The 14,641-nt window shown below is 70.7% G+C and carries 14 protein-coding genes and 2 pseudogenes; 6 read left to right on the top strand and 10 right to left on the bottom strand.

Features of this window, described 5'->3' with window-relative positions; all coding sequences use genetic code 11:
* Nucleotides 1-43 precede the first annotated feature (43 nt).
* The gene (locus ACFXI4_RS01895) at nt 44-811 is read right to left on the bottom strand and encodes a class I SAM-dependent methyltransferase (protein ID WP_384987256.1); all 768 of its coding nucleotides are present in this window, start codon (nt 809-811) and stop codon (nt 44-46) included.
* 251 nt (nt 812-1,062) lie between these two features.
* Here ACFXI4_RS01895 and mshA point away from each other — a divergent pair, with 251 nt between their 5' ends.
* The 3 genes from mshA (at nt 1,063) to ACFXI4_RS01880 (ending at nt 4,717) form a co-directional block, all read left to right on the top strand.
* Complete coding sequence (mshA, locus tag ACFXI4_RS01890) at nt 1,063-2,400, top strand: D-inositol-3-phosphate glycosyltransferase (RefSeq protein WP_384987254.1); 1,338 nt, start codon at nt 1,063-1,065, stop codon at nt 2,398-2,400.
* Nucleotides 2,393-2,893: a YbjN domain-containing protein gene (locus ACFXI4_RS01885; RefSeq protein ID WP_384987252.1), complete on the top strand. Its 501-nt coding sequence runs from the start codon at nt 2,393-2,395 to the stop codon at nt 2,891-2,893. Before mshA ends, ACFXI4_RS01885 begins: the two co-directional genes overlap by 8 nt.
* A 150-nt stretch (nt 2,894-3,043) precedes the next feature.
* Nucleotides 3,044-4,717, top strand: coding sequence for a glycosyl hydrolase family 28-related protein (locus ACFXI4_RS01880; protein ID WP_384987250.1), 1,674 nt, complete (start codon nt 3,044-3,046; stop codon nt 4,715-4,717).
* On the opposite strand, the gene ACFXI4_RS01875 is transcribed toward ACFXI4_RS01880, so the two are convergent.
* A complete protein-coding gene (locus ACFXI4_RS01875) occupies nt 4,696-5,505 on the bottom strand; it encodes an AraC family transcriptional regulator (RefSeq protein ID WP_384987248.1) in 810 nt (269 codons plus the stop codon). The genes ACFXI4_RS01880 and ACFXI4_RS01875 overlap by 22 nt on opposite strands.
* Before the next feature lie 49 nt (nt 5,506-5,554).
* Here ACFXI4_RS01875 and ACFXI4_RS01870 point away from each other — a divergent pair, with 49 nt between their 5' ends.
* Complete coding sequence (locus ACFXI4_RS01870) at nt 5,555-6,001, top strand: DUF2000 family protein (RefSeq protein ID WP_384987246.1); 447 nt, start codon at nt 5,555-5,557, stop codon at nt 5,999-6,001.
* Nucleotides 6,002-6,133: 132 nt separating this feature from the next.
* On the top strand, nt 6,134-7,252 hold the full coding sequence (locus ACFXI4_RS01865; protein ID WP_384987244.1) for a hypothetical protein: 1,119 nt from the start codon (nt 6,134-6,136) through the stop codon (nt 7,250-7,252).
* A 93-nt stretch (nt 7,253-7,345) separates the two neighbouring features.
* Here ACFXI4_RS01865 and ACFXI4_RS01860 read toward each other — a convergent pair whose 3' ends face one another.
* A complete protein-coding gene (locus ACFXI4_RS01860) occupies nt 7,346-8,608 on the bottom strand; it encodes an MDR family MFS transporter (RefSeq protein ID WP_384987242.1) in 1,263 nt (420 codons plus the stop codon).
* Between the two features lie 165 nt (nt 8,609-8,773).
* Here ACFXI4_RS01860 and ACFXI4_RS01855 point away from each other — a divergent pair, with 165 nt between their 5' ends.
* Nucleotides 8,774-9,535 (top strand): phosphoglyceromutase, encoded by a 762-nt coding sequence (locus ACFXI4_RS01855; protein ID WP_362715699.1) that lies wholly within the window; start codon nt 8,774-8,776, stop codon nt 9,533-9,535.
* A gap of 825 nt (nt 9,536-10,360) precedes the next feature.
* Here ACFXI4_RS01855 and ACFXI4_RS01850 read toward each other — a convergent pair.
* From ACFXI4_RS01850 to ACFXI4_RS01820, 7 genes and pseudogenes are all read right to left on the bottom strand, one after another.
* A complete protein-coding gene (locus tag ACFXI4_RS01850) occupies nt 10,361-11,617 on the bottom strand; it encodes a tyrosine-type recombinase/integrase (protein ID WP_384987240.1) in 1,257 nt (418 codons plus the stop codon).
* On the bottom strand, nt 11,617-11,856 hold the full coding sequence (locus tag ACFXI4_RS01845; protein WP_384987238.1) for a helix-turn-helix transcriptional regulator: 240 nt from the start codon (nt 11,854-11,856) through the stop codon (nt 11,617-11,619). Before ACFXI4_RS01845 ends, ACFXI4_RS01850 begins: the two co-directional genes overlap by 1 nt.
* A pseudogene (locus ACFXI4_RS01840) lies at nt 11,849-13,155 on the bottom strand (replication initiator). The gene ACFXI4_RS01845 and the pseudogene ACFXI4_RS01840 overlap by 8 nt, the downstream one beginning before the upstream one ends.
* 159 nt (nt 13,156-13,314) lie before the next feature.
* Nucleotides 13,315-13,561 (bottom strand): annotated as a pseudogene (locus tag ACFXI4_RS01835) (SpdD protein).
* Between the two features lie 26 nt (nt 13,562-13,587).
* Nucleotides 13,588-13,782, bottom strand: a complete 195-nt coding sequence (locus tag ACFXI4_RS01830) for a hypothetical protein (RefSeq protein WP_133026736.1) — start codon at nt 13,780-13,782, stop codon at nt 13,588-13,590.
* 16 nt (nt 13,783-13,798) lie between these two features.
* The gene (locus ACFXI4_RS01825) at nt 13,799-13,990 is read right to left on the bottom strand and encodes a mobile element transfer protein (RefSeq protein WP_010985414.1); all 192 of its coding nucleotides are present in this window, start codon (nt 13,988-13,990) and stop codon (nt 13,799-13,801) included.
* A 10-nt stretch (nt 13,991-14,000) separates the two neighbouring features.
* Nucleotides 14,001-14,627, bottom strand: a complete 627-nt coding sequence (locus ACFXI4_RS01820) for a DUF2637 domain-containing protein (protein ID WP_384987236.1) — start codon at nt 14,625-14,627, stop codon at nt 14,001-14,003.
* Between the last annotated feature and the right edge of the window lie 14 nt (nt 14,628-14,641).

The following is a 14,641-nucleotide window of genomic DNA, read 5'->3' as shown; positions in this document are numbered from 1 at the left end:
TTGTGACGAACGCCTCACCGAGATCGTTCCCGGCCCGCCGGTGTCAGTCCGAGGGGGCCAATGCCTTCCACGTCACGGTCACTTCCCCCTGCCGCCAGCGCCTCGCCGAGTCCGTCACCGGCCAGTCGCCGGCCAGGTCCCGCACCGCCCGGATCCACCGCTGCCGGGCGCCGTACGACGCGTAGGGCGCGGCGGCCGCCCAGGCGCGGTCGAAGTCCCGCAGGAACGCGTGCACGGGCTCGCCCGGCACGTTGCGGTGGATCAGCGCCTTGGGCAGCCGCTCGGCGAGGTCCGACGGCCGTTCCAGGGAGCCGAGCCGGGTCGCGAAGGTCACCGTCCGGGGCCCCTCGGGCCCGAGCGCGACCCACACATGGCGCCGCCCGATCTCGTCACAGGTCCCCTCGACGAGCAGCCCGTCCGGGGCGAGCCGCGCGCACAGCCGCGCCCAGACGGCGGCGACCTCGCTCTCGTCGTACTGCCGCAGCACGTTGGCCGCGCGGACGAGCAACGGCCGCCCGGCGACCGGGATCTCGAAGCCGCCGTGCCGGAAGACCAGCCCGTCCCGTTCGTACGGCTTCGCGGCGGCGACCCGGTCGGGCTCGATCTCGATCCCGACGACCCGCGTGCGCGGTGCGGCGGTACGCAGCCGCCCGAGCAGCTCGACGGCGGTCCAGGGGGCGGCGCCGTACCCGAGGTCGACGGCGAGGGGGTCGGCGGCGCGACGCAGCGCGGCGCCGTGCGTGACGGCGATCCACCGGTCCATGCGGCGTAGCCGATTGGGGTTCGTGGTCCCGCGCGTCACCGTCCCCACGATGGGGGTTCCCCCGCTCGAGCGAAGCCGAGAGTGGGGGAGGGAGGCGGCGCGGGCGTTCATGCGTACGAGGGTAGAGCGCCCCGGCAGGGCCACGGGGTGCGTCACCCTCGAACGGTTGAGCGATGCCGGGTAATACCCCGGTAAAAACTCAACTCCGTGGAATGGGAATCCACACCTCCGCGTTGCAGTGGGTCGGAGGGTCCCCCACACCCTCCGACAGGCATGCCCGCAACTAGGAGGTCCGCCACGTGAGCCAGTACGTCAGCAGGCTCGGGCGTCGCTCTCCGGCGGCCCCCTCACGGCTTCGGCTGCACCGCAGGCCTCGCCGCGTCGCCATGCTCTCCGTGCACACCTCACCGCTCCACCAGCCGGGTACCGGCGACGCCGGCGGCATGAACGTCTACATCGTCGAGCTGGCGCAGCGCCTCGCCGCGATCAACATCGAAGTCGAGATCTTCACCCGGGCCACCTCGGGCGGCCTCCCGCCGACCGTCGAACTCGCCCCCGGGGTCCTCGTCCGGCATGTCGACGCCGGCCCCTACGAGGGACTCGCCAAGGAGGACCTCCCGGCCCAGCTGTGCGCCTTCACGCACGGCGTGATGCAGGCCTGGGCCGGCCACCGCCCCGGCTACTACGACCTCGTCCACTCGCACTACTGGCTCTCCGGCCACGTCGGCTGGCTCGCCGCCCAGCGGTGGGGCGTTCCCCTGGTGCACGCGATGCACACCATGGCCAAGGTCAAGAACGCCAGCCTGGCCGACGGCGACACGCCCGAGCCCGCCGCCCGCGTGATCGGCGAGACCCAGATCGTGTCCGCGGCCGACCGGCTGATCGCCAACACCTCCGAAGAGGCCGACGAACTGGTACGCCACTACCGCGCCGACCCGGGCAAGGTCGCCGTCGTCCACCCCGGCGTGAACCTCGAACGCTTCCGTCCCGCCGACGGCCGGGCGGCGGCCCGCGCCCGCCTGGGCCTTCCCCAGGACGCGCTGATCCCGCTCTTCGCGGGCCGCATCCAGCCCCTGAAGGCACCCGACGTGCTGCTCAGGGCCGTGGCCGTGCTCCTGGACGAGCGCCCCGAGCTGCGCTCCCGGATCGTCGTGCCGATCGTCGGCGGCCCCAGCGGCAGCGGTCTCGCCAAGCCGGAGGGCCTGCAGAAGCTGGCCGCGCGGCTCGGCATCGCGGACGTCGTCCGGTTCCGCCCGCCGGTCGGACAGGAGCAGCTCGCGGACTGGTTCCGGGCCGCCTCCGTGCTCGTCATGCCGTCCTACAGCGAGTCCTTCGGCCTGGTGGCGATAGAGGCGCAGGCGGCCGGCACCCCCGTCCTCGGCGCCTCGGTCGGCGGTCTGCCCGTGGCCGTACGGGACGGCGAGACCGGCTTCCTGGTGCGCGGTCACGATCCCGCCGACTACGCGCGCGTGCTGCGCCGCTTCGCCGACGACCCGTCCCTGGCGAACCGTTTCGGCGACGCCGCCGCCCAGCACGCCGAGTGCTTCGGCTGGGACACCGCGGCCGTCGCCACCGCCGACGTCTACATGGCCGCGACCCAGTCCCACCGCCGTCGCGTACGCTCGGCGCATGGGTGATGTGGACAGGGCCGCGCAGGTCATCGAGGGGGTCCTGAAGGACGCCGAACTGGAGTGGGAGAGCCCCGGGCCGGGCAACTACGTCGTTCAGCTGCCCGGCACCCGCAAGCTGAGGACGACCGTCTCCCTCCTGGTCGGTCGGCACTCCCTCTCCCTGAACGCCTTCGTCATCCGGCACCCCGACGAGAACGAACCGGCCGTCCACCGCTGGCTCCTGGAGCGCAACCTCAAGCTGTACAGCGTGAGTTACGCCGTCGACCGGCTCGGCGACGTCTACGTCACCGCCCGGCTCCCGCTCGCCTCCGTCACCCCCGACGAGATCGACCGCCTGCTCGGCCAGGTCCTGGAGGCGGCGGACGGAGCCTTCAACACCCTCCTGGAGCTGGGCTTCGCCGCCGCGATCCGCAAGGAGTACGCATGGCGGGTGTCCCGGGGCGAGTCGACGCGGAATCTGGACGCGTTCACACACCTGATCGAACGCCCAGCCGACTGAGTTCAGGTCCAGACCTGGCCTGATCGATCCCTGCACGCCTCTTTCGAGACGGCGGGGTGCCGTGGCATGCTCGCGCCCAACGCAGATATGAACAACGTTCACAACCATGAAAAGCCGCCACGCAAAGCCGCCATGGGAAGGACGTACGCGATGAGCACCGCGCACCACGGCATGACGAGACGGAGCCTCCTCACCGGCGCCACGGCGGTCGCCGCGACCGCCGTGGCGGGCGCCCCCGGCCGGGCCTCGGCCGCCACCGCGGGGGCATCGGGCGGTGAAGTCCCCTCCCTCTGGCGTGAGTTCACCCGCACCCCCTTCACCCACCCGCAGATCCCGTACATCGGCCGGGCCGGAGCGGCCCGGATCCGCCGTCCTCCGGTGGTGGCCGACGTCCGCGCGTACGGTGCGGTGGCCGACGGCGTCACCGACTGCGCTCCCGCGATCAACCGTGCCATCGCCGCTGCCGCCAGGGCCGGCGGTGGCACGGTCACCATTCCGCCCGGCACCTTCCGCATCGACGGCCTGGTCCGTCTCGCCTACGACGACGTGGTGCTGCGCGGCGCCGGCAGCGGCCGTACGACGCTGCACGCGACGAAGAACCTCACCGAGCTGATCGGCCCCTACGGCTCCCGCTACGGCGGCACGAAATCGGCGTGGTCCTGGGCGGGCGGTCTGATCTGGCTGGCGCCCAAGGCCCGTTGGGACTCCCTGACCGCCGCGATCAAGGCGCGGGACTGGCCGTTCGAGGGCTGGACGGGCAACAAACGTGACGCGTGGGAGCAGTTGACCACGGTCTCCCCCGCCCGCCGCGGCGACTGGACGGTCACCGTCGCCGACCCCTCCCGTCTGCGCCAAGGCCGGCTGGTCCTGCTCCGCGTCTCGGACGACACCGCCCACACCCTCCTCCGGCACATGTCGGGCGACGGCCCCGGCCCGGCCGGGTACTCCTGGGAGGACAAGACCAAACTGCTGTCGTACGTCCCCTACGAATGGCCGGTCCGGATCGCGGCCGTGCGCGGACACCGGGTGACGCTGGAGCGCCCGCTCCCGCTGGACCTCCGGCCCGAATGGAACCCCCAACTCACCACCCACGTACGGGAGCTGACCGGATCCGGAGTCGAGGGGCTCACCCTGGACGTGGTCGAGACCCCGCAGTCCCCGCACCTCCTCGACAAGGGCTACAACGGGGTCGTCCTGCAGTGCGCGTACGACTGCTGGGTGGACGACGTCACGGTCCGCAACGTCGACAACGGCTTCGGCCTGGTCGCCGCCTCCGCCTGCACCCTGCGCCGCACCCGGGTCGGCGGCCGGGGCGAGCACCACCCCTACTTCTGCCGTGAGGGCTCGCACGACAACCTCGTCGAGGACTTCACGGTCGAACAGCGCACGGTCCCGGCCCCCTCCGACACCCAGCTGCACGGCATCAACGTCGAGGGCCTGTCGTCGCACAACGTGTGGTCGCGCGGCGAGATGCGGATGGGCACCTTCGACTCCCACCGCGGCCTGCCCTTCGCCAACGTCCGCACCGACATCACGGTGGACAACGACGGCCGCCACGGCGGCGACGCCAACGCGGGACCGCTCTTCGGTGCCCGCTTCACCCACTGGAACGTGCGCGTGACCAACGGCCGTGCGGGCCTGATGCGGCTGGACGGCCTCGCCCCCTGGTCCGCGACGGTCGGCCTGAACGAGGTGACCGAGTTCGACCAGATCGACGTACCGGACTTCACCGGCGACCTGCACTCCCGCCTTGAGCTGTACGGCACCTGGGACGCGGTACGGCCGCGGAACCTGTACGAGGCTCAGCGCGCGCTGTCCCGGTAGCGCCCCGGGGGCACCCCCACCAGCTTCTTGAAGTGCCGGGTGAGATGGGCCTGGTCGTAGAAGCCGGTGGCGGTGGCCGTGTCACCGGGCGGGACGCCGTCGAGCAGCAGCCGGCGGGCACGGCCGACCCGGCGGGACATCAGGTACTGGTGCGGGGCGATGCCGTACGCGGCGCTGAATGCCCTGACCAGGTGGGCCGGGTGGGCGTGCAGCAGCCGTGCGGCCTCCGCCAGGGCGAGCCCCTCGCCGACCCGCTCGTCGAGGAGTTCGCGCAGGGCACCGGCGAGGACCGGATCCGGGGGCCTCGGCGGAGCCGTGAGCCGGGGGCGGAGCAGGTCGCGCAGCCGGTCGCCGATGAGGGTGAGCCGGCTCTCGGCCTCCAGTTCGTCGCCGGGGCGGGCGAGGGAGGCGTGCAGCTGTCCGACGCGCCGCCGCAGCAGCGGGTCGCGCAGGTCGGGTCCGTCGACGGCCGCGCCGATGAGCTCGTCGCCGAGGAGGGTGCCGTCCAGGTACACCACGCGCTTGCGGAAGCCGTCCGCGGTGGCGGGGGAGCCGTTGTGCGGCACATGCGGGGGGAGCAGCGACACGGTGTCGTCGGGGGTGCCGTGCTCATGCCGTTCGAGGTCGTACCGTACGGCGCCGGCGTCCACGATCAGCAGCGTCCAGGCGTCGTGGACGTGCATCGGATACGCGTACTCGGTGAAGTGCGCGTGGAAGACCTCGGTGACGCCCGGCACCCGGGGGCGCCAGGCGGTGACTTCCTGCGTGAGGTGCTGCCGGGCGGCCATGCAAACAACGTACAAGACGAGGCCGCGGGAGGATCGGCAGTCTCGTGCCATGAGCACTGAACCCCTCGCGCCCGCGTCTTTTGATGTTCGTTTCGACACCAAGATCGCCGTGCTGCTCCGGGACGACCTGGAGCCCTGGCAGCGCCTCAATGTCACCGCGTTCCTGGTCAGCGGCCTGGGTGCGACGGTCCCCGAGGTGGTCGGGGAGCCGTACGAGGACGCCGACTCGGTGGCGTACCTGCCGATGTTCCGGCAGCCGGTGCTGGTCTTCGAGGGCACGAAGGAGACGATGAGGGCGGCGCACGAGCGGGCGCTGAGCCGGGCCCTGCCCCGGGCCGTGTTCACCGCCGACCTGTTCACCACGGGCAACGACCGTGACAACCGTGCGGCGGTCCGGGCGGTACCGACGGCGGAGCTGGACCTGGTGGGGCTCGCGGTGTACGGACCGCGGAACGGGGTGGACAAGGTGCTGAAGGGGGCACGGATGCATCCGTGAGGGGTCGGGTGTGCATGACTCCGCCGACCGGAGGAAACATCTGATGCAGGCGGGTGATCCGATGATCACACTTGTCTTGGTTCGTGGCGAACGGCGCATCTGACAGATATGCGACTCATCCGATTCAGCAGCATGGCAGCGGTCGCGGCGGCGGTCGTCACAGGCGTGACCGGCGGGCCGGCGACCGCCGTAGATCTGGGCGGCGGGACGCAGGTTCCCTGCGATGCGGTGATGCTGGCCGCAGCCATCACCACCGCATCGGCAGGAGAGACGCTGTCCCTCCATCGTGACTGCGTCTACCATCTGACCGCCGAGAACTCCCCTGGCGAGGGCCTGCCGACCATCGCCAAGAGCCTCACGATCCGGGGCAACGGCGCGACGATCGTCCGTGACGGACCCACGGCCGGCCTGTTCCGCATCTTCCACGTCACCTCCACCGGCAACCTGCGCCTGGAGGACGTCACCGTCCGCGGCGGCAGCGCCTCCGGGGACGGCGGCGGCATCGAGGTCGACAACGGGGGCAAGCTCACGCTCGAGCACGTCGACGTGCGCGACAACACCGCCACGGGGGACGGCGGCGGTGTGTGGGTGGAGGCGGGCGCCGCCGCGGTCGTCCGGCGCAGTTGGCTGGCCTTCAACAACGCGGAACGCGGTGGCGGGCTGTTCGCGTCGGGGACCCTGGACGTCCAGGACTCCGAGTTCTTCAGGAACCACGCGCGGGTCCTGGGCGGCGGTCTCGCCCAGCTCGGCGGCGACGGCTCCGTCCGCACGACCCTCGTCAGGCGTAACACGGCGACCGAGCTCGGTGGTGGTGTCTACACCCATAACGGCGGGATGAAGATCAGCGGAAGCAAGATCGCAAACAACACGGCCGTCAACCGCGGTGGCGGCGGGATCGTCAACTCGGAGCAGTTGACGCTGGAGAAGACCGAGGTCAACGGCAACGTAGTCGGCGGCCCGGGGGGTCTGGGCGGTGGCATCCTCAACGATGCGTCGGGTGCGGTGCTCGTCCTCAAGGGAAGCAAGGTCACCGGCAACAGCGCGAACGGCAACGGCGCGGCCCAGGGCGGCGGCGTCTACAACACCTCGGGGACGGTCACGCTCGACCACAGCACCGTCAGCGACAACGCCTCCACGACGGCCCCCGGGGGCGTCTACACGGACACCCTGGTCACGGTCATCGACTCGAAGGTCACCCACAACATCCCGACCAACTGCTCACCCGGCCTGGTACCGGGCTGCGTGAACTGACGGAGCCGTGGGAGAGCCCCTGCCCTTCGTCGTACGAGGGCAGGGACTCTCTCCCCGGGTGGTGCTGCCCGGCGCTGCCGGAACCTCAGCCCTTCAGCCCCGTACCCCCGCCTCCGCACTCGCCGAAGCCACGGCCGCCGCCACCGGCCGCTCCACCGGCAGCCGCCGCATCAGCAGCCCGTACCCGAGAGCCGCCGCCGTCCCCACGAGGGCGCACACCCCCCACAGCCACCGCGCCCCGAACCGGTCGATGACGACACCCGACAGCAGCGGCGCGATGAGCGCGGCGGCCGACCAGGACATCGTGTACATCCCCTGGTAGCGCCCCCGCCCGTGCACCGGCGAGAGCCGCACCACCAGCCCCGTCTGGGTGGGCGCGTTGACGATCTCGGCGAGCGTCCACACGCACACGGTGAGCGCGAAGACGCCGACGGACCCGGCGAAGGCGGTGAGCCCGAACCCGTACCCGGCGAGCAGGGACGAGACGACGAGGAGCGACCTCGGGTCCCGGTGCTCGATGACGCGGGTGACCGGAATCTGGAGTACGACGATCAGCGCGCCGTTGACGGCGATGGCCGTGCCGTAGTCGGCCGGCGAGAACCCGGCCTCGCCCATCGCCACCGGCAGTCCGACCGAGCCCTGCTGGAAGATCAGGGCGACGAGGAAGGACAGCCCGACGACGGCCATGTACCGCCGGTCCCGCACCACGGTCCGGAGGCTGACCTCGCCGTCCCTGGCGCTGCTGCCCTTGGCGGCGCGCTCCGGCCGGGACTCGGGCAGCTTGGAGAAGACGACGACGGCGCAGACGGCGGTCATCCCGGCCTCGATCAGGAACCCGGCGCGGTAGCTGACCTCGGCGATGAACCCGGCCCCCATGGACGACACGGCGAACCCGAGGTTGATGGCCCAGTAGTTCAGTGAGAACGCCCGTACCCGGTCCTGCGGCCGCACGATGTCGGCCATCATCGCCTGCACCGCCGGCCGGGAGGCGTTGGAGGCCAGGCCGACGAGGAAGGCGACGGCGGCGATCGCCACGGGGTCCTGCACGAACCCGAGCAGGGCGACGGCCGCCGCGGTGGAGCCCTGGGCGAGCAGCAGGGTCGGCCGCCGCCCCAGCCGGTCGGCCATCACCCCGCCGGCCAGGGAGGAGACGACCCCGCCCAGGCCGTGCAGGGAGGCGACGAGACCGGCGTAGGAGGCGCTGTACCCCCGGTCCAGCGTCAGGTAGAGGGCCATGAACGTGGCGACGAACGCGCCCAGCCGGTTGACGAGGGTGCTGGTCCACAGCCACCAGAACTCACGGGGCAGACCGGCGACGGTCTCCCGGACAGCGCGTCGCAGGGCGACGGACGGCATGGCTCCCCCAGGGCAAGGCGTAAGTGCTGCTAGAGATGATCGGACCTTACTTTCGACCTGCTCAGGTGAGCCACTCAATTAACAAAAGCAGTCAACTGTCCGACGGCTGGGACGGCCTCCGGGCGGCGGCTCTGCGCCCCGAACACGTGGATTACGCTCTGACCCATGGCCGACGCACCGTACAAGCTGATCCTCCTCCGCCACGGCGAGAGCGAGTGGAACGCGAAGAACCTGTTCACCGGCTGGGTGGACGTCAACCTCAACGAGAAGGGCGAGAAGGAGGCGGTCCGCGGTGGCGAACTCCTGAAGGACGCCGACCTCCTCCCCGACGTGGTGCACACGTCGCTCCAGAAGCGCGCCATCCGTACCGCGCAGCTCGCCCTCGAGGCGGCCGACCGCCACTGGATTCCGGTCCACCGCAGCTGGCGCCTGAACGAGCGCCACTACGGCGCCCTCCAGGGCAAGGACAAGGCGCAGACCCTCGCGGAGTTCGGCGAGGAGCAGTTCATGCTCTGGCGCCGCTCGTACGACACCCCGCCCCCGCCGCTGGCCCGCGACGCCGAGTACTCCCAGTTCGACGACGCGCGCTACGCCACGCTGCCGCCGGAGCTGCGCCCGCAGACGGAGTGCCTGAAGGACGTCGTCGTCCGCATGCTCCCGTACTGGTTCGACGGCATCGTCCCCGACCTCCTGACCGGCCGCACGGTCCTGGTCGCCGCCCACGGCAACAGCCTGCGCGCCCTGGTCAAGCACCTCGACGGCATCTCGGACGCCGACATCGCGTCCCTGAACATCCCGACGGGCATCCCCCTCCACTACGACCTCGACACCGACTTCAAGCCGCTCACCCCGGGCGGCCGCTACCTCGACCCGGAGGCGGCGGCAGCAGCGATCGAGGCGGTCAAGAACCAGGGCAAGAAGAAGTAAGCCCGACACGCCAGGCCTCCTACCAGGGATTTCTCCGCTGGCAGGAGGCCTGACGCTGTGTCTGGGCCGTCCGTGGGCCGTGAGGCTAGATGCGCTGTGCCCTCCAGGCGCGGACGCTCACTCGGAACGTAACCAGGAAGGCCCCGCACGCTACGGCGTACAGGGGAGCTCCCGCCCAGATGCCAAGGGAGCCGCCCCCGCTCCCAATCAGTGCGAACGCGAGTTCGCGGGGGGTGATGTCGATGGTTACGCCGAAGCGTGGCACCATGGTGCTCTCCATTTGGTTCGTACTGGTTGAGTCACAATCAATGCACTAGTGGAGATCGAAGGCCACCTATTCCCGTGGGTGGCCTTCTCGCTTCCCCGCTAGTGACCGGGACGATATTGCATAGCTGTCACGCCGCGCAAATCGCTGTACGGTTGCGGAACTAGTGCTTCCGTATGAGTGTCGAGTCAGTCGACATGCTTAAGCTGTCGGCTCCTCTGTTGAACGTTGTTTCCAACGTGCCGTGTTTCCTTAAATCCGGGCGTCTCCGTCGGGCTGTAGAGGCGGTCATACGCCCGGCCTGGCGGCCGCTCGGCCGGGCGGGAGGGCAGGTAGGTGGCCGCCCACCCGGTCGGGCGGGTACCGTCGGCAAATAGTGTGGCTACTTTGCTGGTTGGACCAAAGTTCACGGTTGGTGATTTCAAATGCTGTGGTCGGCTAATTGTGGACGGCTACTTTGCTGACCGGGCCAAAGTTCACGGTTGGTGATTTCAAATGCTGTGGTCGGCTAATTGTGGACGGCTACTTTGCTGACCGGGCCAAAGTTCGCGGACCAAAGTTCACGGGGGAGCATTTGAGGCGCAGTCTTGCGCAGGTCTGGGGAAGATGGCCTCAATCGCCTTGCGTGTGCGCTCTTGACTCGACGGCATGAGGTGCGCGTACACGCGGAGCGTCAGGCCCGGGTCCGAGTGGCCCAGGTACTCGGCGAGGGCCTTGATGTTCTCCCCCGCGTCCAGGAGTACCGAGGCGTAGAAGTGGCGGAGCGCGTGCATGCCGTTCTCGCGGGACTCGGCGTACGGCTCGCCAGGCTTCCGCTCGGGGATCACCCCGGCCGAGGCCAGCGCCCGCTTCCACGCCTCCTCGTTGAGGGACGTCCGCCAGACGTGACCACCGCGCGGCCCAGTGAAGATCAGCCGCTTGGTGATCGGAGGCCCGTCTGCCACCTTCCACGGCAAGGTGATGTCGACCGGCGGGAACCGCTTCATGTGGGCCCGGAGCGCATCGGCGACGGGCCCGGGCAGCGGGACGTCCCGCAGCTTGCCGCCCTTGGGAGGTGCAAACACTGCCTTGCTTCGGCTCAGCTTGAGCTGCTGGACCACGTGCAACGTGTCCGACTCGAAGTCGATCGCGTCGACGGCCACGCCGAGGATCTCACCCTGGCGCAGCCCGCAGCCGCCGCCGAGGTCGACCATGGCCCGGAACCGCTCGGGCATGCCGGCCCGGACGGCGAAGACCCGTTCCGGTGTCCAGGGAGCGACGCGCCTGTCATCGACGGTCGGCGGCCGGACCGATCGAGCCGCACACGGATTCCGGGGAAGGTGCCCGTCATCCACGGCCGCACTGAGGGCGGCACGCACGTTGGAATAGATGGTGCGGGCGTACGAGCCCCGGATGCCGTTCTCGCTCAGCTGCCGCACCCAGTCCCGGATGTGCGCAGGCTGGAAGGAGCCGAGCGGTCGCGATCCGAGGTATGGGAAGGCGTGCAGCCGAAGCTGGGACTCCATCGAAGCCTGGGTGTTCGGGTCAGCCCCCTGGGTGGATACCCATGTCTCGGCGTACTGCTGGAAGGTGATCCGAGCGGCGCGCGGGTCGATGTACTGCCCGCGTGCCATGTCTGCTTCAGTGTGGGCGAGCCACTGATCAGCAAGCCGCTTCTGTCTGTCGGGGAAGCTCTTGGACTTCTCCGTACCGTCCGGGCCGACGTACCGCGCGCGGTAGCGCGCACCCGAGCCATAGCGGTCGCTCTTCACTCTGCGGGTCTTGCCGTCCGGACCGACCTCGGTCTTGTACCAGCGGTCTTGGATGTGTCCGGCCATCAGGCAGCCGCCCGCTCACGCTGAGAGTCCACCCAGGCGCGCACGTCGGCCGGGTCGAAGCGCAGGTGCCGGCCGACGCGGAACCCACGGGGCCCGGTGCGCTTACGTCGCCACTGGTAGACCGTCTCGACGCTGGGCAGCTCGAACATCTCCACCAGGTCGTCAGGGGTCAGGTACCGCGAGGGCAGGGTGCGCGGTTCGGTGGCCACGTCGGCCAGGGCGAGGCGTCGGCTAGCCACGGGTGGGTTCTCCTTCGGTGCCAGGGGCGGGTTCGATGGACGCGGCGAGCCAGGCTTCGGCGTCGGAGAGGCCAGTTCCGGCGAAGGCCCAGTGAGCGAGGACGTACGTTGTGCTCACCACCTCCGGATCTCCGTAGGCGGTCAGGCGGCCCGTAGCAGCTGTGGCCTGCGCGCGTCGCCATTCGGCGCGGGCGTCGCGGAGCGCGCCGAGGGTGGTGGAGTAGCGGCGGGACTTGGTGGAGAAGTGGCCGCGGAAGCCGAGCATGTGGGCCCAGGCACGCAGGCGGAGGTGTTCGAGGTCCTTGCGTGCGCCGAGGGCCCAGGCGGTTCGGATAAGGCGGCGGGCGTGGTCGCTGATGTCGAGCTGGGCGAGTTCGGCGACGAACTTCAGTGGCCGGTCGAGCGCCCCTGTGGCGGTCTCGGCGCCCTTGGTGGCGTACTTGGCGATGTAGGCGGCGACAGCGCGTTCGGTGAGCTCCTGGCCGTCGTTGAAGTCGGCGGATCGGATGGTGCGGATGTCGAGTTGGCGGCCGAAGACGAACGCGTGGGCGCGACCGTCGATGGTCGGGCCGTCGACACGAACCTTGGACGCGGCAGCCCTGATGGCATCGGTCAGCAGCTCGGCGGTGGCCCAGGCCGGAGGAGTCTCGCCGCCGCCGTGGCCGTCGATGCGTATGACCGCGTGAAAGTGGACCGCACCGCGCTTCTGGTATTCGGCAACCTTGGCGAAGGAGACGCGAGCGTGGTCGCGGAGCTCCCGCTGTGACAGGCCCGCACGCTTGGCGACCTCTCGGCGCAGGGGTAGATCGAGAAGCGTCGCCAGAGGGGCCCGGCGTGGGCGTTCCAGAGGACGGCGGCCTCGTAGTCGTAGGTATCCGGCTTGAGCGGGGTGCCGAGAGCTTCGTCCTCCTGGTCGTGGTGGGTGCCGCAGCGGCAGGGGCGTCCGTCGGTGCGGCGGTTGTGGACCGGGCCGAAGCCGGGGGCGGTGAAGGTGGCGAAGACGCGGGGGTGTGTGGCGACGTGTTCGGGGGTGCCTTTGCCGCCGCGCAGTCCGGCGGTGATCAGTTGGAAGGTGTCGCGCCGGTAGACCTCGGAGCAGGCCGGGCAGCGGGTCGTGCGGCGGTTGTTGCAGCGGACGAGGAGTTGGCCGGCCGGGAGGTCGCCCGAGTCGAGGTGGTGGAGGACGCGGCCGATTTCACCGGTGGCTGTGTCGACGTCGTATTCGGTGCGGTGGCCGTCGAGGCGGATCGGGTGGGTGCAGCCGCCGAGGCCCGAGAGCTGGCGGAGGATACCGGGCAGTGTGCCGCCTGCGGCGAGGTTGCTGAGTTCCGGGAGTGGGGGCGGGGTGGCGCGGGCGAAGATGACGGTTCTCCTTCTGACGGGCACTTCGGGAGGGGTGGGCCGCCGGGGCGGCGGGTACGTGGCTGTGTCACGCCGCCCCGGAGGTCTGGCCGCAGGTCAGCGCCGGTGGTGGTCGCGGAGCAGGGAGCGCCACGGCGGCGACGGCGACCGAGATGGCAGTGACGGCGACGGCGGCCAGGAGCGCGGTGAGGACGACTCCGCCGACGAGGAGGGCCGCGACGGTCTTCTGATCGATGGACACCGACGGGAGCGAGCGCCGGACCGGCGCGGCGGCCGAGTCGGTGGGGGTGTGGGTGTGTGCGGGCGGCGGGGTGGGGTTGTTCGGGTACTTGGGCAGGAACACGGCAGTGTGATCTCCCGTCTACTCGTCTAGATGTGTTGGCCGTTTATGACGGTCACGCCGGAGCGCGTGCCGGACTCGATGGCGGGGGCGAGGAAGGTGCGCGAGAGCCAGAAGCCGAAGAGGGTGATCAGGACGACGATCCACACTCGGACGCCGAGGTACTTGATGGCCGCCCAGGCGAAGAAGCCGAGGACGACGACGAGCGGCAGGCTGACGGTCACGGGGTGCGGGGTCCTTTCAGCGGACGGGGCAGCGGTGGGTGCGGGCGGCCAGCTCGGCGGCGGCGCGGCTGTCGTAGTCGGCGGAGAAGTTGCAGCGCGGGGCGGTGCAGGCGGCGGTGTGCTTCTCTCGGCCGCGGTGGTCGTAGGCGGTGCCGACCTGCACGGGGCCAATGCGGGTGACGTTGCGGAAGCGGCGGTTGGCGGTCATCAGAGCTCCCTCAGAGGTGGGTGGCGATGGCTTCGGCCATGGGCGCCGGGACGCCGAGGCGGGCGCGCAGCGTGGTGACATCCATGGGGGTGCCGGTCCGGGTGTGGTGCTCGGCGGCGACCTTGCGGGCGTGGTCGATGAGAGCGGCCGGGACCGGGACGGCCGGGCGGTCCGGCGGGGCCTCGATGGCGGGTGGTGCCGGGGTAGGCGGCTCGGGGGCCGTTTCGGGCTCGTCCTCCTGGTCCTCGCTCAGCTCGACGTCGTCGGTCAACTTGGGGGCGGAGTGGGCGAGGAGGGTTCCGCCGAGGAAGGCGACGGCGGGCCAGCCCGCGACGAGGATGCGCAGCCAGGCCGGGACGTCGCCGAGGTCGAGCAGGCCGGCCGTGGCGACGTTCGCGCCGAGGGATGCGGCGAGCGCGATGACGAACCAGCACCAGGCCGCACCCTTGGCCGAGCCGGAGCGCAGTCGACGCCAGGCGGCGACGAGCAGCAGGTCGACGGAGACGGGATAGGCCCAGGCCTTCCAGCCGTCCTGTCCGGCCGACACGGCGACGTCGTGAATGTGGGCGAAGGACAGCGCGGCGGCGATGAGCGCCTGTACGAGCACCGCGTCGACGCGGGCCAGTTGGGCGCGCATGGTGGCTCCTTCCA

This window comes from Streptomyces sp. NPDC059224 (assembly GCF_042754285.1).
Taxonomy (GTDB): Bacteria; Actinomycetota; Actinomycetes; order Streptomycetales; family Streptomycetaceae; genus Streptomyces.
The sequence above is the reverse complement of the archived record's forward strand: the minus strand, read 5'-3'. Positions and strand labels throughout refer to the sequence as shown.